24 protein-coding genes, 1 pseudogene and 1 riboswitch are annotated in these 23374 nt (G+C 73.7%); of the genes and pseudogenes, 17 read left to right on the top strand and 8 right to left on the bottom strand.

Going from position 1 to position 23374, the window contains the following annotated elements; translation table 11 throughout:
• From ABZ479_RS39190 to ABZ479_RS39180, 3 genes are all read right to left on the bottom strand, one after another.
• Positions 1–690: a DUF5995 family protein gene (locus tag ABZ479_RS39190; protein WP_500466026.1), complete on the bottom strand. Its 690-nt coding sequence runs from the start codon at positions 688–690 to the stop codon at positions 1–3.
• 1014 nt (positions 691–1704) lie between these two features.
• Positions 1705–2250, bottom strand: coding sequence for a GNAT family N-acetyltransferase (locus ABZ479_RS39185; protein ID WP_500466025.1), 546 nt, complete (start codon positions 2248–2250; stop codon positions 1705–1707).
• 10 nt (positions 2251–2260) lie between these two features.
• Complete coding sequence (locus ABZ479_RS39180; RefSeq protein WP_500466024.1) at positions 2261–3487, bottom strand: MFS transporter; 1227 nt, start codon at positions 3485–3487, stop codon at positions 2261–2263.
• A gap of 164 nt (positions 3488–3651) precedes the next feature.
• On the opposite strand from ABZ479_RS39180, the gene ABZ479_RS39175 reads away from it, so the two are divergent.
• From ABZ479_RS39175 to ABZ479_RS39125, 11 genes are all read left to right on the top strand, one after another.
• Complete coding sequence (locus ABZ479_RS39175) at positions 3652–4857, top strand: ROK family transcriptional regulator (RefSeq protein ID WP_500466023.1); 1206 nt, start codon at positions 3652–3654, stop codon at positions 4855–4857.
• Positions 4858–5125: 268 nt separating this feature from the next.
• Positions 5126–5256: riboswitch (FMN riboswitch) on the top strand.
• Positions 5257–5453: 197 nt separating this feature from the next.
• Positions 5454–6518, top strand: a complete 1065-nt coding sequence (gene ribD / locus ABZ479_RS39170) for a bifunctional diaminohydroxyphosphoribosylaminopyrimidine deaminase/5-amino-6-(5-phosphoribosylamino)uracil reductase RibD (protein WP_500466036.1) — start codon at positions 5454–5456, stop codon at positions 6516–6518.
• Between the two features lies 1 nt (position 6519).
• Positions 6520–7140 (top strand): riboflavin synthase, encoded by a 621-nt coding sequence (locus ABZ479_RS39165; protein ID WP_500466022.1) that lies wholly within the window; start codon positions 6520–6522, stop codon positions 7138–7140.
• Positions 7137–7790, top strand: coding sequence for a nicotinamide mononucleotide transporter family protein (locus tag ABZ479_RS39160; RefSeq protein WP_500466021.1), 654 nt, complete (start codon positions 7137–7139; stop codon positions 7788–7790). The genes ABZ479_RS39165 and ABZ479_RS39160 overlap by 4 nt, the downstream gene beginning before the upstream one ends.
• Positions 7787–9076 carry a bifunctional 3,4-dihydroxy-2-butanone-4-phosphate synthase/GTP cyclohydrolase II gene (locus ABZ479_RS39155; protein WP_499603311.1) on the top strand — a complete coding sequence of 430 codons (1290 nt, stop codon included), beginning with the start codon at positions 7787–7789 and terminating at the stop codon, positions 9074–9076. Before ABZ479_RS39160 ends, ABZ479_RS39155 begins: the two co-directional genes overlap by 4 nt.
• 77 nt (positions 9077–9153) lie before the next feature.
• The gene (gene ribH, locus ABZ479_RS39150) at positions 9154–9639 is read left to right on the top strand and encodes a 6,7-dimethyl-8-ribityllumazine synthase (RefSeq protein ID WP_499603310.1); all 486 of its coding nucleotides are present in this window, start codon (positions 9154–9156) and stop codon (positions 9637–9639) included.
• A 34-nt stretch (positions 9640–9673) separates the two neighbouring features.
• A complete protein-coding gene (locus ABZ479_RS39145; RefSeq protein WP_089227814.1) occupies positions 9674–9946 on the top strand; it encodes a phosphoribosyl-ATP diphosphatase in 273 nt (90 codons plus the stop codon).
• An 83-nt stretch (positions 9947–10029) separates the two neighbouring features.
• Positions 10030–10890: an ATP phosphoribosyltransferase gene (gene hisG, locus ABZ479_RS39140; RefSeq protein ID WP_499603309.1), complete on the top strand. Its 861-nt coding sequence runs from the start codon at positions 10030–10032 to the stop codon at positions 10888–10890.
• The gene (locus ABZ479_RS39135; protein WP_500466035.1) at positions 10887–11378 is read left to right on the top strand and encodes a PH domain-containing protein; all 492 of its coding nucleotides are present in this window, start codon (positions 10887–10889) and stop codon (positions 11376–11378) included. The genes hisG and ABZ479_RS39135 overlap by 4 nt, the downstream gene beginning before the upstream one ends.
• A 136-nt stretch (positions 11379–11514) precedes the next feature.
• Entirely contained in the window at positions 11515–12855 is a 1341-nt protein-coding gene (locus ABZ479_RS39130) for a hemolysin family protein (protein WP_500466020.1), read from the top strand.
• Entirely contained in the window at positions 12852–13964 is a 1113-nt protein-coding gene (locus tag ABZ479_RS39125; RefSeq protein ID WP_500466019.1) for a hemolysin family protein, read from the top strand. Before ABZ479_RS39130 ends, ABZ479_RS39125 begins: the two co-directional genes overlap by 4 nt.
• A 57-nt stretch (positions 13965–14021) precedes the next feature.
• Here ABZ479_RS39125 and ABZ479_RS39120 read toward each other — a convergent pair whose 3' ends face one another.
• On the bottom strand, positions 14022–15926 hold the full coding sequence (locus tag ABZ479_RS39120; protein ID WP_500466018.1) for an AAA family ATPase: 1905 nt from the start codon (positions 15924–15926) through the stop codon (positions 14022–14024).
• A 394-nt stretch (positions 15927–16320) separates the two neighbouring features.
• A complete protein-coding gene (locus ABZ479_RS39115; RefSeq protein ID WP_500466017.1) occupies positions 16321–16941 on the bottom strand; it encodes a uridine kinase family protein in 621 nt (206 codons plus the stop codon).
• A gap of 71 nt (positions 16942–17012) precedes the next feature.
• Between ABZ479_RS39115 and ABZ479_RS39110 the strand changes: the two genes are divergently transcribed.
• Together ABZ479_RS39110 and ABZ479_RS39105 are read left to right on the top strand one after the other, a co-directional pair.
• Positions 17013–18137, top strand: coding sequence for a M24 family metallopeptidase (locus tag ABZ479_RS39110; protein WP_500466016.1), 1125 nt, complete (start codon positions 17013–17015; stop codon positions 18135–18137).
• Between the two features lie 131 nt (positions 18138–18268).
• Positions 18269–18661: an STAS domain-containing protein gene (locus ABZ479_RS39105; RefSeq protein WP_499603303.1), complete on the top strand. Its 393-nt coding sequence runs from the start codon at positions 18269–18271 to the stop codon at positions 18659–18661.
• A gap of 3 nt (positions 18662–18664) precedes the next feature.
• On the opposite strand, the gene ABZ479_RS39100 is transcribed toward ABZ479_RS39105, so the two are convergent.
• Positions 18665–19690 carry a DUF3048 domain-containing protein gene (locus tag ABZ479_RS39100; RefSeq protein ID WP_500466015.1) on the bottom strand — a complete coding sequence of 342 codons (1026 nt, stop codon included), beginning with the start codon at positions 19688–19690 and terminating at the stop codon, positions 18665–18667.
• A 77-nt stretch (positions 19691–19767) separates the two neighbouring features.
• Here ABZ479_RS39100 and ABZ479_RS39095 point away from each other — a divergent pair, with 77 nt between their 5' ends.
• Positions 19768–20394: a transglutaminase-like domain-containing protein gene (locus ABZ479_RS39095; protein ID WP_500466014.1), complete on the top strand. Its 627-nt coding sequence runs from the start codon at positions 19768–19770 to the stop codon at positions 20392–20394.
• Positions 20395–20473: 79 nt separating this feature from the next.
• Here ABZ479_RS39095 and ABZ479_RS39090 read toward each other — a convergent pair whose 3' ends face one another.
• Positions 20474–21214, bottom strand: coding sequence for a lysophospholipid acyltransferase family protein (locus tag ABZ479_RS39090; RefSeq protein WP_500466013.1), 741 nt, complete (start codon positions 21212–21214; stop codon positions 20474–20476).
• 140 nt (positions 21215–21354) lie between these two features.
• Positions 21355–21771 carry a DUF4395 domain-containing protein gene (locus tag ABZ479_RS39085; RefSeq protein ID WP_500466012.1) on the bottom strand — a complete coding sequence of 139 codons (417 nt, stop codon included), beginning with the start codon at positions 21769–21771 and terminating at the stop codon, positions 21355–21357.
• Positions 21772–21857: 86 nt separating this feature from the next.
• Between ABZ479_RS39085 and ABZ479_RS39080 the strand changes: the two genes are divergently transcribed.
• The 3 genes and pseudogenes from ABZ479_RS39080 to ABZ479_RS39070 form a co-directional block, all read left to right on the top strand.
• The gene (locus ABZ479_RS39080) at positions 21858–22271 is read left to right on the top strand and encodes a thioredoxin family protein (RefSeq protein WP_499603298.1); all 414 of its coding nucleotides are present in this window, start codon (positions 21858–21860) and stop codon (positions 22269–22271) included.
• A 214-nt stretch (positions 22272–22485) separates the two neighbouring features.
• The gene (locus ABZ479_RS39075; protein ID WP_500466011.1) at positions 22486–23076 is read left to right on the top strand and encodes a flavin reductase family protein; all 591 of its coding nucleotides are present in this window, start codon (positions 22486–22488) and stop codon (positions 23074–23076) included.
• Between the two features lie 202 nt (positions 23077–23278).
• A pseudogene (locus tag ABZ479_RS39070) lies at positions 23279–23374 on the top strand (electron transfer flavoprotein subunit beta); the annotation flags it as partial.

The following is a 23374-nucleotide window of genomic DNA, read 5'->3' as shown; positions in this document are numbered from 1 at the left end:
TCAGCGGCCCAGCGGGGTCAGCAGGAAGCGCCCGACCAGCCCGACGCCCGTGTCGAGCTTCTCGGCGAACTCCTCGTGCACCTCCGGCATTCCGCGCAGGGACCACAGCACACGGGACGCGGCCCACGCCGCGTCCCGCGCGCGCTCCAGGCTCCACGAACCCGCGAGATGGGTCAGCGGGTCGGCGAGGTCCAGCAGGTCGGGGCCGGGCATCAGCTCCTCCCTGACGCGTTCCTCCACGGACGTCAGCAGATCCCCCACGCGGTCGAAGTCCCGCTCCAGGGACGGCGGTTCGCACTCCAGCGCCGTGCAGGTGTCCACCACCGCGAGCGCGAGGTCGTGCCCCACGTGCGCGTTGATCCCGGCCAGCGCGAACTGCACCGGGCGGATGCCGCGGTGGCCCCGCAACTGCAGCAACGGCCGCCAGCAGGCCGGGACGGCACGGCGGTCGGCCGCGCCGTCGACCGCCCGCAGGTAGCGCTCGGCGAAGCGGGCGGCCAGCACGGCGGCGGCGACGGGATCCCCGAAGCCGCCGCCCGTCAGGCAGCCGTCCAGTTCCTCCGTCACGGACAGGTAGACGCGGTTGAACACCGCCACCCCGTCCCGCGGCGGGAGCGCCGTGCCGAGCGCGCGCATGCGCGCCACCACCTGGCCCACCCCCACCGGGGCCGGCCGCCGTGCCGTCGTCATGCGCACAGCGTCCCAGCAGGCCGGGCGGCAGGCACGGCACGGCGGCCGTGCGGTCCCCGGATCGGGTGAGTCGGATTGTGCCCGCCCGTCGTTGTGTGCCCGGGTCCGTTGTCGTGTGCGGCACCGTTGTGGTTGCTGTTGGGGTTTCTCCCCCGCCCTCCCGCCCGATTGCCCGGCGTGATTGGTGCGGGCCTGCGCACTGTGCATGGGTGGGCCGGGGGCGGGGCCTCCGGGGTGGGCATTCTGTACCGCATATTTATGTGCATGGCGGGCAGCACTCGTTCTTGCCGTCGCTGCCGCACATCAAATACACGTCAGCGTCCAGAACGCCCACCCCTACGACCCCACCCCCTCGGTATCCGTGGCGACCAACGGCCGGTGGGTGGTCAGAAGGCAGTCCGGGGCGCCGCACCTGCCTAACGCACCCCCAACGGGACACCCTTCGCCCGCACAAGGGGAAGGGGGTGTGGCGGGGTGCTCCCCCTGGCCGCAGGTTGGAGGAGACGGGCGGCGAGCCTATTGCCGAACGTCGGCGCGAACCCCGCTGTGGGGCGCACAGAGCGATCCGGGCCACTCCGGTTGCCTATGTGACCCCCACCGGCCGTCATGCGCCCACACGAAAGAGGAGGCGTGGCGGGGTGCTCCCCCTGGCCGAAGGCTGGGGGAGGCGGGCGGCGGACCCGGTGACGTGGGCTTGAGCGGCGGGGCTGTGGGGGTTCAGCAAGGAACGTGCGGCAACCCCGGACTGCCCCCGGACCCCCCACCGGCCGTTGTGCGCTCATACGACGGGAGGGGGTGTGTCGGGGTGCGCCCGGAAACGACGAGCGGCGGACGCGGTGCCCAAGGATGTGGACGTAAACCGCGAGCGTTGAGGACGTGCGCCGGCGCGGCGCCGACCCCACAACGACGTGCGCAGGCCCGCACCAATCGCGCCGGGCAATCGGGCGGGAGGGCGGGGAAAACCCCCAACATCAACCACAACGGCGCCGCACCATCACGACCCCCGCCACACCCTTACCGCACCCACGCGTCCCGCGCCACCGCGTACTCCACCTCCCCCTGCTCCGCCCCCGGCAACACCACCTCCCACTCCTCGTGGAAGACCCGCACCAACGACAGCCCCGCCTTCTCCATCACCCTCCGCGACCGCGCGTTGACGAACATCGTCTCCGCGTACACGCGCCCCGCGCCGAGCTCGGTGAAGGCCTTGCGGACCAGGGCGCGCGAGCCCTCCGTGGCGTAGCCGCGGCCCCAGGCGGCGCGCCGCAGGCGGTACCCGAGTTCGAGGTCGTCGGCGGGCCCGCCGGGGCGGGGGGTGAGGGCGAACCAGCCGACGAACGCCCCGGTGGAGCGTTCTTCGGCGGCCCAGACCTGGGAGCGCGCGAAGCGGGGCAGCACGTCGTGCCGGATGACGTCGGAGGGCGTGGGGCGGCCGTCGCCCAGGTAGCGCATGACCTCGGGGTCGCTGTCGAGCGCGACGAGCAGTTCGGCGTCCGCGTCGGTGTCGGTGAAGTACCGCAGCCGCAGCCGCTCGGTCTCCAGGAAGATCCGCGTGTGCATGGGCGGCACGCTAGGCCTGCGGGGTCGTGGCCGCCACGGGTTTGCGGTCGTGCTCCACGGAGACCGTGCCCGCGCTGCGGAGCACGCCCGCGCCGACGGCGAGCCCGGCGGCGAGGAGCGTGACGAGCCCGAAGGAGATCTGCAGGGAGCTGGCCTGCGCGATGGAGCCGATGGCGGCGGGTGCCACCAGGCCGGAGGTGTAGGTGACCGTGGCGACGCCCGCGATGGCCTGGCTCGGGTTGGGCCCGCTGCGTCCGGCCGCCGCGAAGCACAGCGGGACGACGACGGCGATGCCCACGCCGATGAGGGCGAAGCCCGCGATGGCGGTGACCTGGTTGACCGCCGTGGCGACGAGGACGCCGCCCACCGTGGCGAGCAGGCCGCCGGCCCGTACGGTGCGGACCGCCCCGAAGCGGCGGACGACGAGGTCGCCCAGGAGGCGGGAGGCGGCCATGGTGCAGGCGAAGGCGGTGTAGGAGGCGGCGGCGACGCCGGGGGAGGCGCCGGCGACGTCGCGGAGGTAGACCGCGCTCCAGTCCATGCTGGCGCCCTCGGCGAAGACGGCGCAGAAGCCGATGGCGCCGATGACCAGGGCCGCGCGCGGCGGCAGGGCGAAGCGCGCGGGGGCCTCCTCGGTGGCCGCGGGCCGCAGGTCGAGCACCCCGCCGCAGGCCACCTGGCCGAGCACGACGAGCAGGACGGCGCCGATGCCGAGGTGGACGCGCGCGTCGAGTCCGGCGTGGGCGGCGAGGACGCCGAAGAGGGAGCCGACCAGCGTGCCGGCGCTCCACATGCCGTGCAGCCCGGACATGATCGAGCGGCCGAGGCGTTCCTCGACCTCGACACCCTGGGCGTTCATGACGACGTCGGCCATGCCGGCCGAGGCCCCGTAGACGAACATCGCCCCGCACAGCCAGCCGAGTCCGGGGGAGAGGGCGGGCAGGGCGAGCGAGGCGCACCACAGGCCCAGCAGGAGGCGCAGCGCGTTGCGCATGCCCATGTGGTGGGCGATGCGGGCGGCGAGCGGCATGGCGACGGAGGCACCGAGGGCCGCGAAGACCAGCGCGAAGCCGAGTTGTCCCGCGCTGAGCCCGGCGTGCTCCTGGATCCAGGGCACCCGGGTGGCGAAGCTGCCGGTCACCGCGCCGTGCACGGCGAACACCGCGGCGACGGCGAGATGGGCTCGCCGCAGTCGCGGGTCGGTCTTCCCCGTCGGGGTCGTCGGCTTCGTCGGCATGTTCCCTCCCAGTCTGGTCCCGCCCCGGTTCTCGGCATAAATTATCAGGCAGGCTTCCTGAAAGATAGACTGCCTCCGGCCAGGACCGCGCACCCGGTCCGGCCCGGGCCGGGTCCGGCCCCGCCCGCCCTTGCTCCCGCGCCGGCTTCTGGAAGGATCCGTCCATGACCGCCATCCGATCCCACGCCGGGCGTACCGCGTCACCCCGCACGGCCCGAGCGATCAACGACCGGCTGGCGCTGGAACTGCTGCAGCGCGAGGGCCCGTTGACGGCCGCCCAGCTCAAGTCGCTGACCGGGCTGTCCCGTCCCAGCGTCGCCGACCTGGTGGAGCGGCTGCAGGAGTCCGGGCTGATCGCGGTGGTCGGCGAGACGGGAGCCGACCGGCGCGGCCCCAACGCGCGGGTGTACGGGATCGTCGCCGACCGGGCGCACCTGGCCGCCTTCGACGTGCGCACCCACAGCGTGGCGATCGAGGTGGCCGACCTGCTGGGGAACGCCATCGGCAGCGCCGTCCTGCCCGTCGACCCCCTCGGCGACCCGCAGCGCACCGTGCGGCGCTCGGTGGCGATGCTGGAACGTACGGCGCACACCGCCGGCGCCGGCGCGCTGCACACGATCGCGGTCGGCGCGCCCGGCCTGGTCGACCCGGCCACCGGTGAACTGCGGGCCACCGGGCAGCTGCCGGCCTGGCACTCGGCGCTCGTCGCCGAACTGCGCAGGCGGCTCTCGCTGCCGGTGCTCCTGGAGAACGAGGTCAACCTCGCGGCCGTCGCCGAGCGGCGCCTGGGCTCGGTGCGCGACCGGGAGGACTTCGTCCTGCTGTGGCTGGGCCACGGGGTGGGCGCCGCGGTGGTGCTGGGCGGTGTCCTGCGGCGCGGGGCCTCGGGCGGCACGGGGGAGATCGGCTTCCTGCCCGTGCCGGGGACCTTCCAACTGCCGACGGCCAGCGGGTGCGAGGGCGGTTTCCACTCGCTGGCGGGCAGCGCGGCGGTGTGCGCGCTGGCCCGCTCGCACGGGATGGCGGTGGCGGGCGAGGACGACGCCGCGGCCGCGGAGGCGGTGGTGACGGCGGCCCGGGCGGGCGGGAAGCCGGGCGAACTCCTCCTCGACGCGCTGGCGGACCGGGTGGTCATCGGGGTGGCCGCCGTCACCGCCGTGCTCGACCCCGGCTGCGTGGTGCTGGGCGGCGAGGTGGGCCGGGCGGGCGGCACGGACCTGGCAGCCCGGGTCGAGGAACGGCTCGCGCGGATGTCCCCGCTGCCGACCGAGGTGCGGGCGGGCACCGTCGCGGGCAGCGCGGTGCTGCGCGGCGCGGTGCTCTCGGCGATGGACGCCGCGCAGGACGCCCTGTTCACCCCCGAGGGGTGACGTACGGCGCGCCCGTGCAACCGCCCTTGCGCCGCGGCACGTTCGCGGGCGCCGGCGCGCGGCCCGGGCCGTGCGGGTGACGCCCCGGTACGAGGCGGCTCGCGCGGGTCCCAACGGGCCTTCCCGCGGGCCGTGTCGGCCGCGGTCCGCGGTGACGGCCGGCGGGGCCGGCACCGGCCGATCCGGCCCGTGTGAGGCAATCCACAGCAATCCCTTGCGTCCGCAAGGAACGTTCGTGGCAGACTGGTGGGGCAGTACCAGTGACGTTCAGCGCACTCCGGGGTCGGTGAAAATCCGAACCGGCGGTTACAGTCCGCGACCCGTCCGCATCCAGCGGCCGGTTGACCAGGTGAAATTCCTGGACCGACGGTTAAAGTCCGGATGGGAGGCAGTGCGCGGCGGACGGGCATCGGTACACCGCCGTCGGCGGCAGCGCGGGTGCGTGTCCCCCGGACAACGGGTGACACGGACGGGCGCCGTCCCGTACCGCGCGGTGGTCCCCGAGCCCGATGTCCGCTCTGTGTTCCGCACAGCCCCGGAGTCCGTGCCCGATGAGGCAGGAGGACCCGGTGGCAACACCCGGTGAAGCCGACGCGATGCGCCGGGCCATGGAGCTCGCCGCCCGTGGCCTGGGCTCGACGAGCCCCAACCCCGTCGTCGGCGCCGTGATCCTCGACGCCCACGGCGAGATCGCCGGCGAGGGCTGGCACCAGCAGGCCGGCGGCCCCCACGCGGAGGTCCACGCCCTGCGCGCGGCCGGCGACGCGGCCCGCGGCGGCACCGCCGTCGTCACCCTCGAACCCTGCAACCACACCGGTCGCACCGGCCCCTGCGCCCAGGCCCTCATCGCGGCCGGCGTCTCCCGCGTCGTCTACGCGGTCTCGGACCCCACCCCCACGGCGACCGGAGGCGGCGCCACCCTGGCCGCCGCCGGGATCGACGTGGAGAGCGGCCTGCTGGCGGCCGAGGCCGCCCGCGGCAACGAGGTGTGGCTGACCGCCACCCGCGAGCAGCGGCCCTTCGTGCTGTGGAAGTACGCGAGCACCCTCGACGGCCGCATCGCCGCCGCAGACGGCACCAGCCGCTGGATCAGCTCCGCCGCCTCCCGCGCCGACGTGCACCGGCTGCGCGCCGAGTCCGACGCCGTCGTCGTCGGCTCGGGCACCCTGCGCGCCGACGACCCCCACCTGGCCGTGCGCGGGGTGACGGGCACCTTCACTCAGCCCCTGCGGGTGGTCGTCGACACCAACGCCAAGATCACCCCCGACGCCCGGGTGCTGGACGGCACCGCCCCGACCCTGGTCGCGGTCGCCGAGGACACCGACACCGCGCACCTGCCGGGCGTCGACGTGGCCCGGCTGCCCCGCACCGGCAGCGGCGTCGACGTCGCCACCCTGCTCGCCGAGCTGTACGGCCGCGGCGTCCGCTCCGTGCTGCTGGAGGGCGGCCCCACCCTCGCCGGCGCCTTCGTCGCCGCCGGGGCCGTCGACAAGGTAGTCGGCTACCTCGCACCGGCCCTCCTGGGAGCCGGACCGGCCGCCCTGGGGGACGCGGGAATCACCACCATCGCGCACGCGTTGCGGCTCGACGTCGCCGAGATCGAACGCATCGGCCCCGACCTGCGTATTACTGCCTACCCGAGCCGCACTGAGGAGAACTGACGTGTTCACCGGAATCGTCGAAGAGCTGGGCGACGTCGTCGCCGTCGAGGACCTGGGCGACGCCTCCCGCTTCCGTCTGCGGGGTCCGGTCGTCACCGAGGGCGCCAAGCACGGCGACTCGATCGCGGTCAACGGGGTGTGCCTCACCGTCGTCGACACCGCGGACGGCGAGTTCACCGCCGACGTGATGGCCGAGACCCTCAAGCGCTCCAGCCTCGGCGCGCTGGAGGCCGGCAGCCGGGTCAACCTGGAGCGGCCCATGGCGCTGGGCGGCCGCCTCGGCGGTCACCTCGTCCAGGGCCACGTGGACGGCACCGGCGCGGTGATCTCGCGGACCCCCGCCGAGCACTGGGAGATCGTGCGGATCTCGCTCCCGGCGGAGCTCTCCCGCTACGTCGTCGAGAAGGGCTCGATCACGGTCGACGGCATCAGCCTCACCGTCGTCGAGGCCGGCCCCGACTTCTTCTCCGTCAGCCTGATCCCGACCACCCTCGCCCTCACCACGCTCGGCTTCAAGCAGCCCGGCGACCCGGTGAACCTGGAGGTCGACGTGATCGCCAAGTACGTCGAGCGGCTGTACGGGGAGCGGGCCGGCGCGCCGGAGGGGGCTCCGGCGGAATGAGCGCCCTCGACACCCTGAACAGTGTCGCCTTCTCCGCCTTCGGTGAGCACTTCAAGTGGACCGACGTCGTCGGCAACGGCCTCGGCCTCGGCGGTCTCGCCCTGGGGTGGCGCCGCTCGGTGTGGGCCTGGCCGGTCCAGCTGCTGTCCGGTGCGGTGCTCGTCGCCGCGTACTGGTCGGCGCAGCTCACCGGCGGCGTCGGCAAGCAGCTGCTGGTGATCGCCGTCGCCGTGTGGGGCTGGTTCCAGTGGCGCCGCGGCGTCCGGGACGGCGGCGAGGTCCGGGTCCGCTTCGCCACCTGGCGCGAGCGGGGCCTGCTGGTCGCCGGTACGGCGGCCGGACTGTTCGCGGTCGTCGGCCTCTTCACCCTCTACCCGTCGCTGTCCTGGAACCCGTGGCCGGACGCCTACATCTTCGTCGGCACCGTCGCCGCGATGGTGGCCATGGCCAGGGGCTGGGTCGAGTTCTGGTTCGCCTGGCTCGCCGTCGACGCGGTCGGCGTCCCCCTCGCCTGGAGCAGCGACCTGAAGTTCTCCGCGCTCGTGTACGTCATCTACTTCGTTCTCGTGATCGCCGGCTTGTACGCCTGGTGGCAGCAGACCCGGGTCCCGCGGCACGGCGGGCCCGTCCTGGAAGGAGTGGCCGCATGACCACCGCACTGCACACCCTCTACGTGGCGGAGGACGCCCCGATCGTCCTCGACCCCGTCGAGCGTGCGATCGCCGACATCGCGGCCGGCCGGCCGGTCGTCGTGGTGGACGACGAGAACCGCGAGAACGAGGGCGACCTCATCATCGCGGCGGAGAAGGCCACCCCGGAGATCGTCGCCTTCATGATGACCGAGTGCCGCGGTCTGATCTGCGTGCCCATGGAGGAGCACGACCTGGACCGGCTCGACCTGCCGCAGATGGTAGACTCCAACACCGAGTCGATGCAGACCGCGTTCACCGTCTCCGTCGACGCGAGCGGCGCCCACGGCGTCACCACCGGCATCTCCGCCGCCGACCGGGCGACCACCATCCGGCTGCTGGCCTCCGGCGGTTCCACCGCCGGCGACTTCGTCCGGCCCGGCCACGTCTTCCCGCTGCGCGCCAAGTCCGGTGGCGTCCTGACCCGCAACGGCCACACCGAGGCGGGCGTCGACCTGGCCAGGCTCGCCGGACTCCGCCCGGCCGCGGCCATCGTGGAGATCGCCAACGAGGACGGCACGATGGCCCGCCTCCCCGAACTGGTCCACTTCGCCCGCAAGCACGGCCTCGCCATCATCTCGATCGAGGACCTGGTCGCCCACCGCCGCACCTCCGAGCCGACCGTGCGCCGGGAGGCCGAGACCCGGCTGCCCACCGCCTTCGGCGACTTCCGCGCCTACGGCTACCGCAGCACCGTCGACGGCGTCGAGCACATCGCGCTCGCCGCGGGCGAGATCGGCGACGGCGAGGACGTCCTCGTCCGCGTCCACTCCGAGTGCCTCACCGGCGACGTCTTCCACTCGCTGCGCTGCGACTGCGGCCCCCAGCTCCAGGCCTCACTCGAGAAGGTGGCGTCCGAGGGCCGGGGCGTCGTGGTCTACCTCCGCGGCCACGAGGGCCGGGGCATCGGCCTGATGTCCAAGCTGCGGGCGTACGAACTGCAGGAGCGCGGCCGGGACACCCTCGACGCCAACCTGGAACTCGGACTGCCCGCGGACGCCCGCGACTACGGCGCCGCCGCCCAGATGCTCGACGACCTCGGCGTGCGCTCCCTGCGCCTGATGACCAACAACCCCGAGAAGACCGACGCCCTCGAGCGGCACGGCCTCAAGGTCGTCGAACGCGTCGCCATGCCGATCGCGGCCGGCGAGCACAACCTGCGGTACCTGCGCACCAAGCGGGACCGCATGGGCCACGACCTGCCCTGGCTGGACCCGGCCCCCACCGGTGCCTGCGCCGGCCAGTAGGCCCCGGACGCGGCACCACGCACGACAGACCGAACCACCGAACCACCTGTACGAGAACGAGCAAGGAGAAGACCGACGTGAGCGGTAAGGGCGCCCCCGAGCTGACCGTGAAGAACTGCGGTGACCTGCGTGTGGCCGTGATCGCGGCCCAGTGGCACGAGCAGGTGATGGGCGGGCTGGTCGACGGCGCGCTGCGCGCGCTGAGCGACCTGGGCATCGACGAGCCCACCCTGCTGCGCGTGCCGGGCAGCTTCGAACTGCCGGTCGCCGCCAAGGTGCTGGCGAGCCGGGGCTACGACGCGGTCGTCGCCCTCGGCGTCGTCATCCGGGGCGGCACACCGCACTTCGAGTACGTCTGCCAGGGCGTGACCCAGGGCCTGACCCAGGTGTCGGTCGACACCGGCGTGCCGATCGGCTTCGGCGTCCTCACCTGCGACACCGAGGAACAGGCCCTGGACCGCGCCGGACTGCCCGGCTCGAACGAGGACAAGGGGCACGAGGCCGTCACCGCCGCGATCGCCACCGCGACCGTCCTGCGTTCGGTATCCGAGCCGTGGCGGTGAGGTAGGGGCGCTTCCGCGTAGGGTGGGGACCACCATGGCCAAGAAGACATTCGAGGAGCTCTTCGCCGAGCTCCAGCACAAGGCCGCCACCGGCGACCCCAGCACCTCCCGCACCGCCGAACTGGTCGGCAAGGGAGTGCACGCGATCGGCAAGAAGGTGGTCGAGGAGGCCGCCGAGGTGTGGATGGCAGCCGAGTACGAGGGCGCCGACCGCACCGCGGAGGAGATCTCCCAGCTGCTGTACCACCTGCAGGTGATGATGGTCGCCCGGGGCATCGCCCTCGACGACGTATACGCTCATCTCTGAGCGGATCACCTCCGTCCGGCCCCACCCCGCGCGCCGCCCCGCACCCCCTCCCACCCGCATCCGAGACACGAAGGAACGCCTCCATGCTGCGCATCGCCGTCCCCAACAAGGGTTCACTGTCCGGACCTGCGTCGGCGATGCTGCATGAGGCCGGCTACCGCCAGCGCAAGGACTCCAAGGAACTCGTCCTCGTCGACGGCGAGAACGACGTCGAGTTCTTCTACCTGCGCCCGCGGGACATCGCCATCTACGTCGGCTCGGGCCGTCTCGACATCGGCATCACCGGCCGCGACCTGCTGCTGGACTCCGGCGCCAACGCCGAGGAGATCCTGCAGCTCGGCTTCGCCCGGTCCACCTTCCGCTACGCCACCACCCCCGGCGGCGTCACGGACGTGAAGGAGTTCGGCGGGAAGACGGTCGCCACCTCCTACCCGGAGATCGTCAGGAAGCACCTCGCCGACAACGCGGTGGAGGCCTCCGTCGTCCGCCTCGACGGCGCCGTCGAGACCTCCATCCACCTCGGTGTGGCGGACGTCATCGCCGACGTCGTCGAGACGGGCACCTCGCTGCGCAACGCCGGCCTGGAGGTCATCGGGGAGCCGATCCTCGACTCCGAGGCCGTGGTCATCCGCCGGGCCGGCGCCGGCGGCGAGGACGCGGCCGCCGAGCCGAAGGTGCAGCAGTTCCTGCGCCGCCTCCAGGGCGTCCTGGTGGCCCGCCGCTACGTGATGATGGACTACGACATCCGCGTCGAGCACGTCGAGCGGGCCATCGCGCTCACCCCCGGCCTCGAGTCGCCGACCGTCTCCCCGCTGCACCACGAGGGCTGGGTCGCCGTGCGCGCCATGGTCCCGAGCCGCGAGGCCCAGCGGATCATGGACGAGCTGTACGACCTCGGCGCCAGGGCCATCCTCACCACCGGGATCCACGCGTGCCGCCTGTGACCTCGCCCACCCCGTCCACCGTGCCCGCGGAGCTCCCCGGGCTGCCCGTCACCTTCCGGCCCGCCCGCACCCGCGCGGTGCTGCTGGGTCTGGGCACCCTGCTGCTCACGGCCTTCGTCGTGATCGCCGTGCTGCTCCCCGCGGACGGCGCACGGCCCTGGCACACCTCGGACCGGATCTGGCTCGTGCTCACCGGGACACTGGTCGCCGGGGTGCTGTCGCTGCTCAGCCGTCCCAAGGTGGCCGCCGACCGCGAGGGTGTGACCGTCGTCAACCTGACGACCCGGCGCCGGCTGGAATGGGCGCAGGTCCTCCGGGTGAACCTGCGCCCGGGCGACCCGTGGGTCCACCTGGACCTGGCGGACGGCACCAGCCTGCCCGCCATGGGGATCCAGCCCGGGATCGGACGCGCCCGCGCGTTGCGAGACGCCCGCGCCCTGCGCGCCCTCGCGGAGGCGTACGGTACCGGCATGCCGACGGCGCACTAGACCTGCCGCCACGGCCCGCTTCTTCATTACCCTGGAAGCTTCGCAACGACCCGAGGAGTGACACCCAATCCACGATGGACGGATCGTCCGGTAGTACCTGCGCCGCCTCTCCCTGCCGACATACGGGAGCGGCGGCATGAGCGCCTCGTTGCTGCTGCTCGCGGCAGCCTTCCTGCTCATCCTCGCGAACGGCTTCTTCGTCGCCGCCGAATTCGGCCTGGTGACCGTCGAGCGGCCGGCTGCCGAGCGCGCCGCCGCCGAGGGTGACCGCAGGGCCCGCAGCGTCGTGGAGGCGCTGCGCAAGCTGTCCTTCCAGTTGTCCGGCACCCAGCTCGGCATCACGATCACCTCGCTGGTGGTCGGCATGCTGGCCGAGCCGGCCCTCGCCGACCTGTTCTCCGGACCGCTCACCTCGGTGGGCGTACCCGGGGGCGCCGCGCCCGCCGTGGCCGTGGTGATCGGCATGATCCTCGCGTCGGCCGTCCAGATGGTCATCGGCGAGCTCGTCCCGAAGAACTGGGCGGTGTCCCGTCCGCTGGAGGTGGCCCGCTTCGTGGCGGGGCCGCAGCGCGCCTTCTCCGCCGTGTTCCGCCCGGTCATCGAGGCCCTCAACGCCGCCGCGAACCGCCTGGTGCGGGCCCTGGGCGTGGAGCCCGCCGAGGAGCTGGCCTCCGCGCGCACCCCCACCGAGCTGGTCTCGCTGGCCCGCCACTCCGCCCGTGCCGGCGCCATCGAGCAGGACACCGCGGACCTCTTCGTCCGCACCATCTCCCTCGGCGACCTCACCGCGGAGAACGTCATGACCCCCCGCGTGCGCGTCAGCGCCCTGCAGGACACCGCCACCGCCGCCGACGTCCTCAACCTGACCCGGGCCACCGGGCTGTCCCGCTTCCCCGTCTACCGGGAGCGGCTGGACGACATCGTCGGCATGGCGAGCCTGAAGGACGCCCTCGCCGTCCCGGCCCACCTGCGCGACCGCACGCCGGTCGGCCGGGTGACGGTCGCCCCGCTGCTCGTCCCCGAGACGCTGCCGGTGCAGCCGCTGCTGGAACAGCTGCGCCGCGAGCAGCCGATCGCCGTGGTCGTCGACGAGTACGGCGGCACCGCCGGCGTCGTCACCCTGGAGGACATCGTCGAGGAACTCGTGGGCGAGGTGCGTGACGAGCACGACAGCGCCGACCTGCCCGAGCTGGCGGCCGTCCCCGCGGAGAACGGCAGCCCGGCCTGGGACGCCGACGGCGGCTGCCGGGTGGACCTGCTGGAGCGCATAGGGCTCGAGGCCCCCGAGGGGCCGTACGAGACGGTGGCCGGCCTCGTCGCCGACCTCCTCGAACGCATCCCCGAGCCGGGGGACACCGCGGTGCTGCCCGGCTGGGAGCTGCGGGTGCGCGAGGTGGCGCACCACCGTGCCGAAAGGGTTCGCCTGGTCCGCGTCGGGTTCGAGGAGCCCGAGGACGGGCAGGAGGGCGAGCGATGAGCTTCCTGCAGCTGTTCTTCGCCGGCCTGCTGGTGCTCGGCAACGGCTTCTTCGTCGGCGCCGAGTTCGCCCTGGTCTCCGTACGGCGCAGCCAGATCGAGCCGCTCGCCGGCACGCAGCGGCGGGCCCGTACGGTCCTGCACGGGCTGGAGAACCTGCCGCAGATGATGGCGGCGGCCCAGTTCGGCATCACCGTCTGCTCCCTGACGCTGGGAGCGGTCGCCGAGCCGACCGTCGCCCACCTGCTGGAGCCGCTCTTCGAGGCGGTCCACCTGCCCGAGGGGCTGATCCACCCGCTCGGCTACGTCCTCGCGCTGGCCGTCGTGGTCTTCCTGCACCTCGTCATCGGCGAGATGGTCCCCAAGAACCTGGCGATGGCCGCGCCCGAGAAGACCGCGCTGTGGCTCAGCCCCGGACTGGTCGGCTTCGCACGTCTGTTCCGGCCGGTCATCGCGGTGCTCGGCTGGTGCGCCAAGCTCGTGCTGCGGCTGTTCCGGGTCGAGCCCAAGGACGAGATCGACGCGGTCTTCACCAGCGAGGAGCTGACCGTGCTCGTCGAGGACGCCCGGCAGGCCGGACTCCTCGACGACGACGCCCAGGAGCGTCTGGAGGACGCCCTCGAGCTCGGCACCCGCCCGGTCACGGACGTCCTGCTGTCCCCGGAGGAACTGGTGACGGTCGACGCGTCCGTCACCCCCGCCGAGGTCGAGGAGCTGACCGTGCGCACCGGCTACTCGCGCTTCCCGGTGGCCGGACCGGAGGGCGCCTACCTCGGCTACCTCCACGTCAAGGACGTCCTCGACCTGGAGGACACCGGCCGGCCCGTCCCGGCGCGGCTGTGGCGGCCGATGGCCACCCTGCGCGCCGAGCTGCCCCTGGACGACGCGCTCACCCAGATGCGGCGTGCCGCGTCCCACCTGGCGGCGGTCGCCGACTCCGGCGGTCGCGTGCTGGGGCTGGTCGCCCTGGAGGACGTGCTGGAGATGCTGGTCGGCGAGGTCCGCGACCCGGCGCACCGCGAGGTCCCGGAGTCCGTGCCGACCGGGGCCGGCCCGGCGGCCGAGGAGACCGACGAGGCCGCCCGGCCCTCGCGTGTGATGGCGAGCTGACACCGGACCGACGCGGGAGGGGCCCGGGCCACGGGTGCCCGGGCCCCTCCCGCGTCGTCACTCCAGGGGCTCGGGCGGCGGCAGCCCGGGGCCGCGGCCCGAGAGCACCTCGCCGTAGGCCTGCATGAGGTCGGGCAGCCGCAGCGTGGACAGGTCGTCCCGGGAGGGGTGTCCCGCGTAGCCGGACAGCCGCAGGTCCCGGTAGGCGCAGCTCTTCTCGTACAGGGTGCGCAGGAAGCGGCCGTTGCCCAGCTCGTCGATCCAGCCCTGCTCGACGACGTGGCCGCTGATGGCGAGCAGTTCCTCCAGGGCCTCGTCGTCCCAGCGGTCCCCGTTGTCGGCGGCGAGGACCTCGCCGATGCTGGTCAGCTCGTGCGGCCGGTAGCTGGGGAAGTCGACCCGGGTGGTGAAGCGCGAGCCGAGGCCGGGGTTGGCCGCCAGCAGGCGGTCCATGCCCTCTGGGTAGCCGGCGAGGATGACGACCAGGCGGTCCCGGTTGTCCTCGGCGCGCTTGAGCAGGACCTGCAGCGCCTCGTCGCCGTAGGCGTCGCCCTTGCTGTAGCCGGAGTTGGACAGCGCGTAGGCCTCGTCGACGAAGAGCACCCCGCCGAGCGCGGAGTCGATGAGCTCGTTGGCCTTGACGGCCGTCTGCCCCAGGAACTCGCCCACGAGGTCCGCCCGTTGGGCCTCGACCAGATGGTCGCCGCCCAGCAGGCCGAGGGCGTAGAACACCCGGCCGAGGATGCGCGCCACCGTCGTCTTGCCGGTGCCCGACGGCCCCGAGAAGACGAAGTGCCGCTTGGGCGGCTGCACGGGCAGGCCCTGTCCCGACCGCAGCCGCGCCATCCGCAACTGGGCCGACAGCGCGCGCACCTGGCGCTTGACGGGCTCCAGGCCCACCATGCGGTCGAGTTCGGCCAGCGCCTGGGAGAGCAGCACCGGGTCCGGGGCCGCGACCGGGAACTGCGGCGGGGCGGGGGAGACCGGCAGGATCGCCTTCTCCCGGATGTCGTCGTCGATCGGGCCGACCGCGCCCAGCGGGTCGTCCAGGATCGAGCCCGCCCCGAGCCCGCCCGGCATGGCGGCCGCTCCGGTCCGGGCGTCCAGCGGATCGGGGTCGGGCGGCAGCGCCTCGGGCCCGGTCTGGCCGTACCCCTGCAGGGTGACCGGGGCCAGGTCGGCCGTCCCGTCGGTCAGGCCGTCGGACTCGTCGATCGCGGCGAGCCGGGCGGCGGTGTCCATGAACGCCGGGTCGACGCGGTGCACGGCCTGGTACAGGGGGAGCGCCGCGGCGGTGCGGCCGGTGCCCTCGTACGCGCGGGCCAGCCAGTAGCGGAGCTCCTTGCGCTGCGGCTGTTCGCTGCGGCAGCGCATCAGGGCCGTCGACAGCAGCGGCTCGGCCTGCCCGTACAGCTCCAGCCGGACCCGGGCCATGCCGCCGAACAGCCCGGCCTCGATGCCCAGCACCTGGTCGCCGAGGAGGGGTTCGGTGTGGCGGACCAACTGGTCCCAGTCCTTGACCAGGTAGGCCCGGCAGGCGTGCAGGAAGCGGACGTGCGGATCGGTGTCGATCGGCGGGCACTCCGCCAGGGCCCGGTCCAGCTCCGCGATGTGGCGGCCGTCGAGCCAGTGCGAGGCGTGCGCGAGCAGCAGGTCGCGGCGGGTCTCCAGCACCGGCTGGACCCACCAGCCCAGCCAGTACCAGGAGTTCATCGACCGGCGGTGCGCGCTGCGCTGCTCGCCGAAGCGGTCGCGGTGCCGGTGCATCTGCAGCAGCGCGGTGGAGGTGTCGGCCCGCAGCGCGTGCAGCCCGAGCCAGGCGTCCGCCATGCCGGGGTCGAGGCGGACCGCGACGCGGAACTCCTCCTCGGCCTGGGGGTACGCGCCCACGGTGTAGGCCTCGACGGCCCGCAGCCAGGCGAGATCGGCGGGGGCGCCAGAATGCTCTGTGCCGAAGTCCATCAGGTCCCCACCAGCCGTTCCCCCCGGTGCCGCCCGCCGTACGCCGCTCCAACCAGGTTACGTGAAGCGGGAGTTGGTGCCAGGCAAGCGCCACCTTCCCAGAGCGGCGTACCTGTTGGCATGGTACCCGCGCAGGCCTGGTGGACCGTAGAGCGACGCGGACGGTGACGTTGGGTGAGCAATTCGCTGCCGTACGGGGCCGGATCACCCGTCACGGGCAGAACGAAGCCCCCGGTCACGGGGGAACAACCGGGGGCTTCGCGTCTGGGGTGCGGTCGACGGTGACCGCGCATTCAGAACGTAAGTCCTGTACGGCCCCCGGGTCAAGCCACCTTCAGGCACCGCTCGGGCGGTCGCCGGACGGCCGCAGCGCACCGGCTGCGAGCGGTCACGGTCAGTGACGGAGCGTGCTGGTGAGGGGGCTCCGGGCGGGTTGTTCCCTCAGTTCGTAGCCGTCCGGGCGCTGGTGGACCAGCAGGTCCGCGAAGGGTCTGGAGGGGTCGGCGGCGAAGTGCACGTCCTGCGCGCGCATCCAGCCGGCCCAGAAGCCGGCCAGCCCGGGGCCGTCCCGGCGCTCGCCGCGCTCGCGTGCCGTCTCCCGCGACACCTCCAGCCAGAGCAGGGCGGCCAGCCAGGGGCGCAGCTCACGGCGGCCCACCCCCACCCCCTCCAGCACGACCACGGGGGCCGGTGGCACCTCCAGCGTCGTCGCGAACCGCCGTGCCACCCAGTCGTACCTGGCGGGCCGGGCCGTCTCACCGCGGCGCAGCGGCTCCAGCACCTGCTCGCGCAGCCGCCCGGTCCACCCGAACAGTTCCTCGTGGGTGGCCAGGTCGTCGAGGTGGACGACGGGAGCGCCGTCCAGCGCGGCCGACAGCGCGGCGGCGAAGGTCGTCTTGCCGGATCCGGCGTGGCCGTCCACGGCCACGAGCCGGACGCGCCCGCAGGACGGCGGGAGGGCGCGCAGCCGGGCGGCGAGCGCGCGGAGCGCCCCGGGGGCGGTGTGGTGGTCCATCGGGGCCAGCCTACGACCTGCGCCGACGCAAGCGACTGCGGCGGGTGCCAGGGGCGTCTACGGTAAGAGTCGTGACCGACTCCGCAGCATCCCTGTACCCCCCGGAGCGACTCGAACTCGCCCGCAAGGCCGCCGCCGACGCGGGACTCGACGCGCTGCTCGTCTCGCCGGGCCCCGACCTGCGCTACCTCACCGGCTACCACGCCCACCTCACCGAGCGCCTGGTGTGCCTGGCGCTGCCGGTGCTCGGCGCCCCCTTCCTCGTCGTGCCCCACCTGGAGCGGCCCGGCGCCGAGGCGTCGCCGCTGGGCGCGCTCGGCGTCGACGTCGTCGGCTGGGGTGAGACCGAGGACCCGTACGCCCTGGTCGCCGGCCGGCTGCCGCGGGGAACCGTGCGGGTGGCCGTGGACAACCACATGTGGGCCGAGAAGGTGCTCGCCTTCCGGGCGGCCCTCCCCGGCGCCGAGCAGAGCCTGGCCGGCGACGTGCTGCGCGAACTGCGGATGCGCAAGTCGCCGGCGGAGACCGAGGCGCTGCGCCGGGCCGCGGGCGCCATCGACCGGGTGCACCGGCGCATGGGGGAGTGGCTCAGGGCCGGACGCACCGAGCGCGAGGTCGCCCGGGACGTCGCCGACGCCGTCCTCGAGGCGGGGCACACCACCGTCGACTTCGTCATCGTCGCCTCGGGCCCGAACGGCGCCAGCCCCCACCACGAGGTCTCCGACCGGGTGATCCGGGCCGGCGACCCGGTCGTCGTCGACATCGGCGGCACCACGCGGGAGGGCTACTGCTCCGACTCCACCCGCACCTACGCGGTCGGTGAACCGCCCGCGGAGTTCCGGGAGATGTACGAGGTGCTGCGGCGCGCCCAGCACGCCCAGACCGAGGCCGTCCGCCCCGGCGTCACCGCCGAGGAACTCGACGCGGTCGGACGGGACATCATCGCCGCGGCGGGCTACGGCGAGCACTTCATCCACCGCACCGGGCACGGCATCGGGCTGGAGACGCACGAGGAGCCGTACATCGTCGCGGGCAGCTCCCGCCCGCTGGAGCCGGGCATGGCCTTCTCCGTCGAACCCGGCATCTACCTCCCGGACCGCTTCGGCGCCCGCATCGAGGACATCGCCGTGTGCACCCCCGGGGGCGGGGAACGGCTCAACCAGACCTCCCGGGACCTGGTCGTCCTGTCTGTTTAGTCCGATGTGTTGACTCCCGGTACGGCGGGGGGGTATTCCGTACACGCGACGGTGTGCGCGGCGCGTCGGCCGCGCGCGGCGCACACGGCGCGTCAGGGGCCCAGCAGGAAGCGGCAGTCGGGGGGCCGGGCATGTTCGACGACGAGCATGACTTCGGGGTACGGCAGTGGACGGTCGGCGGTACGACCGTGGTGGAACTGACGGGGGAGCTCGACCTGTGCGCCGGCGTGCACGCGGTCGCGCGGCTGGACGCGGTCACCGCCGGGCCGCGGCCCGACGTCGTGGTGGACCTGCGCGGGGTGAGCTTCATCGACTGCAGCGGCCTGTCGGTGCTGATCCGGGCGCGCAAGCGGGCCCTCGACCGCGGCGGCCGCTTCGGCATCGTCGGCGGCAGCCCGTGCGTGCTGCGGCTGTTGCGGCTCACCCGGACCATCCGGGTCTTCACCGTCCACGACGACCTGGCCTCCGCGCTGGTCGGTCCGGGTGCCCCCGATCCCCCCGCGGCGGACGGCGCCATAGCGTGAGACTCAGTCCGGCAGCGGCGCCAGCACGACCCAGACCGGGCCGCGGGCGAAGTTCACCGGCTGCCCGTCGGGCGTCGTGAAGCGCGTGCCCCCGGCCTCGTCGGGCCGTGACCACCGGGCGTCGTAGGCCTTGCCGTCGCGCAGCACCACCGCGCGCCCGGCGCCCACCGTCTCGCTGTACGGGGAGGTGTTCCCCCAGCGGTCGTGCAGGCTCGAGGAGCGGACGGTGACGTACTGGACGACGACCGTCGGCGCCCCGAGCCTGCCGCCGTCGGTCGTGGTGGCCGGGTCGCCGTCGAACGAGACCAGCCAGCGGCCGTCCCCGGCCGACCAGTGCAGGCCCACCGAGCCGTTCGGGAAGCGCACGGTCCGGTCGCGCTCGGGGGTGCCACCGGGCGGTGCGGCGCCGAAGCGGAAGCCTATGTCGCGGGCGGCCGATGCGTCCGGGGCCTCCGCGAGCAGCCGCTGCGGGGTCGCGTACAGGTTGTGCGGGGCGGGGCGCGAGGCGTCGCGCACGTAGGCGCCGGGGGCGTGGGCCGGGGAGACGTCGTGCACCGGCGCCGCCGCGACCACCGGCAGCAGCCGGGACTGCGCGCCGGAGAAGGCGAGGGCCGGGCGGCCGAACTGGCGGAGCAGTTCCAGGTCGGACTCGCGGGCACTGCGCACCGGGCCCACGCGGTCGGGCAGTTGGGAGGAGAAGACGGCGAGCAGCCGGGTGAGGCCGGACTCCACCTGCTCCACGTAGACCAGGTCGGCCCGCTCCAGCCCGGTGTGCGGCCGGGCGGGCCCCACGTTGTCGATCTTCACCGCGAGGACGGGCCCGCCGGTGCGCCCGGTCAGACCGGTGAAGGGCGAGCGGGCGACCGCACCGGCGCCGGGTGCCGAACCCGTCGGGGCCGAGGAGGGCCCACCGGGCGTCCGCTCGGGGCCGCCACAGCCCCGGCCGACCAGGACCACGGCGAACACGGCCAGCACGACCAGGACCGCCGCTCTCGCGGGACGTCCGGGTGCTCGGGCCACGACGGCCACCCCCGTTGCTGCATACGTATGCTGCCCACGGAAAAGTCGATTGCCGAACCGCTGTGCGTATTCCTAGTATCCGCCACATGGAGCCGGTACCCCAGACGGCGGACGAGACGGCCTTCCTCGCCGCGGACGAAGTGATCGACCACGGCCACCCGCTGGTCCGGGCGACCGCCGCGCGGCTCCGGGCGGAGGCCCCCGATCCGTACGGCTACGCCGAAGCGGCCTACGACTTCGTCCGCGACGCCATCCCCCACTCCGCCGACTCCGGGGACCCGCGCGTCACCTGGCGCGCCTCCGACGTCCTGGAACGGCGCACCGGCATCTGCCACGCCAAGGCCCACGCCCTGACCGCGCTGCTGCGGGCCGAGGGCATCCCCGCGGGCCTCTGCTACCAGAGACTCACCGACGACGACGGCGGAGGTCCCCTCGTGCACGGGCTCGTCGCCCTCAAGCCGCCCGGTCACGACCGCTGGGCCCGGCAGGACCCGCGCGGCAACAAGCCCGGTGTCGACGCGCGGTTCTCCCTCGCGGAGGAACGGCTGGCCTGGGTGCCCCGCCCCGCACTCGGCGAACGCGACTACCCCGGGCTCTACGCCACCCCGCCGTCCGTCGTCCTCACCGCCCTGCGGCAGGCCGTCGACCGGCCGCACCTGTGGCGGCTGCTGCCCACCGAGCTGCCCGGTCCGGAAGAGCGAGGCGAGCGGTGAGGAACCTGCCGCCCTCCCGCGGAGGTTCGGGCCGGTGCGGCGGCCGTCGCGGACGGGCCGGTGAGGCCCCCGGGCCCGGTCACTCCGCCGTCGCGGCACGCTCCCGGGCAGCGACGTCCTCGGCCGTGGGGGCGCTGCCGCCCAGGTGTGCGGGCAGCCACCAGTGGTCGTGCGGACCCGAAGGGCGCCCGGTGTACACCCGCTGCGCGTCCTCCAGCAGCTCCTGGATCCTCAGTCGCACGCGCCGGGTGAGCGCGCCCGGCTTCTCGTTCTCGTGCGGTGTCATCTGCTCGCCCACCCGGATGGAGATGGGGAATCCGTTGCGGCCCAGCTGCCGCGGCTGGCCCTTGGTCCACAGCCGCTGCGTGCCCCACAGGGCGACCGGCAGCAGCGGCACGCCCGCCTCCATCGCCAGGCGCGCGGCACCGGACTTGAAGGACTTGAGCGTGAAGGACTGCGAGATCGTCGCCTCGGGGAACACCCCGATGATCTCCCCCGCGCGCAGCGCCGTCAGGGCGTGCTTGTACGCGTGCATGCCCTCGGAGCGGTCCACCGGGATGTGCTTCATGGCCCGCATCAGCGGACCGGACACCTTGTGCCGGAACACCGAGTCCTTCGCCATGAAACGCACCAGCCGCTTGGCCGGGAGCGCCGCCAGCCCGGCGAACACGAAGTCCAGGTAGCCGATGTGGTTGCTCACGAGCAACGCGCCGCCCTTGCTCGGCACGTTCTCGGTGCCGGAGATGTCGAAGCGCAGTCCCTGCACCTTGAACATGGTCCGGGCGAAGCCGATGACGGGTGGGTAGACGAGTTCGGCCATGGCTGGGGCCCCTTCTTCGTAGGGGGTGGCCCCCGGCGGAAGTTACGCGGCCGTAGGTTTCCGGCCGCGGGCTGATCGTGCCCGGTAAACGGGTGCCGTGTCATCCCGCGTGCCCGTCGTGCGGCGAGATTCTCGTCACGTCACCCGGTCGTACGACGCAGCAGCAGGTACACCTCGCACCCGAGGCAGTAGCCGAACGCCGCGTTGAGGAAGGCCGCCGCGAGCGCGCAGGCCGTCGCCGCCAGGCCCAGCCAGGCGAACCCCGCGGCGAAGCCGGCGAGCCCGACGACGGCGAACGCCAGTCCCACCGCCTGCGCGAACCGCGGCGGCGCCGGGTCCTCCGTCTCTGCCGGCGGCCCCAGCCGGGGCCGCACCGCCACCCGGTACAGCAGGCCGTACGGTGAGTTCTGCACACCCGCGGCGGCGCCGACCGCGAACACCAGCGCCTGGACGGCCAGCAGCCAGGCGCTGCCGGTGACGAGGACGGCGGCCAGGACCACAGCGGTCAGGCTTGCGCCGAAGCGCGGTCCGCGGGCATCAATGGCATGAGGACTCATGGGGGCCATGATTCCGGACCGGACCCCGTCCGGACCCCCGGGAATCATGGCGGTCCTGTGAACGCTGCAGCGACGAGAGGACGGACGTGACGGGACTGGTGGTGTGCGTCGCCGTGCTCGTGGCGACGGGGATCTTCGGCATCCTCCACAAACGCAGGGACGGAAGGGTACGGGTGCGGGACAAGGACGCGGCGCAGCAGCTGACGGCGGGTGAGATCGGCGCGGAACTAGGGGAGCGGGCCACGCTCCTGCAGTTCTCCACCGCCTTCTGCGCGCCCTGCCGGGCCACCCGGCGCACCCTCGACGAGGTGGCCGGCATGGTCGACGGCGTACGGCACGTGGAGATCGACGCCGAGGCCCACCTCGACCTCGTCCGCCGGCTGGGCGTCGTCAGGACGCCGACCGTGCTCGTCCTCGACGCCCGCGGCACCGTGGTGCGGCGCGCGTCGGGCGCGCCGCGCAAGGCCGACGTCATCGCGGCGCTCGGCGCCGCCGTGTGAACCGCGCGCCGCGTATGAGCCCGGTCGCACCTGCCGGTGCGCCCTTGACGCGCCGCCGGTCCGATCGTCAGTCTGACGACATGTCGCACGACCTCCTTCTCTGCTCCCGCTTCGACGTCGACCTCGGTCGGCACGCGAGCGCACGCTGTCACGACCGTTGAGTGCCCGGGATCCCTCACCCCTCCGGTTCGACAGCGCGACGAAGGACAACTCCATGACCGTCTCCCCCGGCCTCGGCACGCCGGCCGCCGGCTCCCTCGGCGCCGTGCCCACCTCGATCCCCGCCCCCGCGGCGGTCCCGCTGCCCCCGCCGCCCGCCGTGACCGACACCTTCGACCCGGCGGCCTTCCGCGCCGTCTTCCGCCGGCACGCCGCCGGGGTCGCGGTCGTCACCGCGGCGGGCATCCGTCCCGCCGGCTTCACGGCCACGTCCCTCACCTCGGTCTCCGCCGAGCCGCCCCTGCTGTCCTTCGGGATCAGCAGCACGAGCTCGGCCTGGCGCACCGTCGCGGACGCCACCCATGTGGGCGTCCACATCCTCGGCGAGCACCAGGAGGAGGTGGCCGCCACCTTCGCCCGCAGCGGCGCCGACCGCTTCGCGCCGCCCACCGCGTGGGGACCCGGCCCGTACGGAGTACCGCTCCTGGAGGACGTCCAGGCCTGGCTGGTCGCCCGGATCCTCGCCCGCATACCCGCCGGTGACCACCGCATCGTCGTCGCCCAGGCCGTGGCGGGCGCCCCCGAGGGTGAGGCGGCCCGCCCGCTGCTCTACCACCACGGCCGCTACAACGCGCTGCGCCACTGAGCCCCCGTACCGGGCCCTTCGGCGGGTCCGGCGTCGGCAAGGTCACAGCCCGCGGCCCTTGCCCGCGGGCGCACCGAGGGCTGTACTGACGAGTAATATTTCTGGCGGAGCGCCGTGCGTCCCGGCAGGGAGCCGCCGTCGAAGGCGCCTATGCTGCCTCCGAAGGGCAGTTGACGTACCCATGCAGCAGTAGGAGAGCAGCGTGAGCTTGAGGATCGTTGTCGCGGTGAAGTACGTGCCCGATGCCACGGGGGATCGTCATTTCGCGGGGGATCTGACGACGGATCGGGATGCGGTG

This window comes from Streptomyces sp. NPDC005722 (genome assembly GCF_040630935.1).
In the GTDB taxonomy this organism is placed as follows: Bacteria; Actinomycetota; Actinomycetes; order Streptomycetales; family Streptomycetaceae; genus Actinacidiphila.
This window is presented reverse-complemented; position numbering and strand designations above follow the sequence as displayed.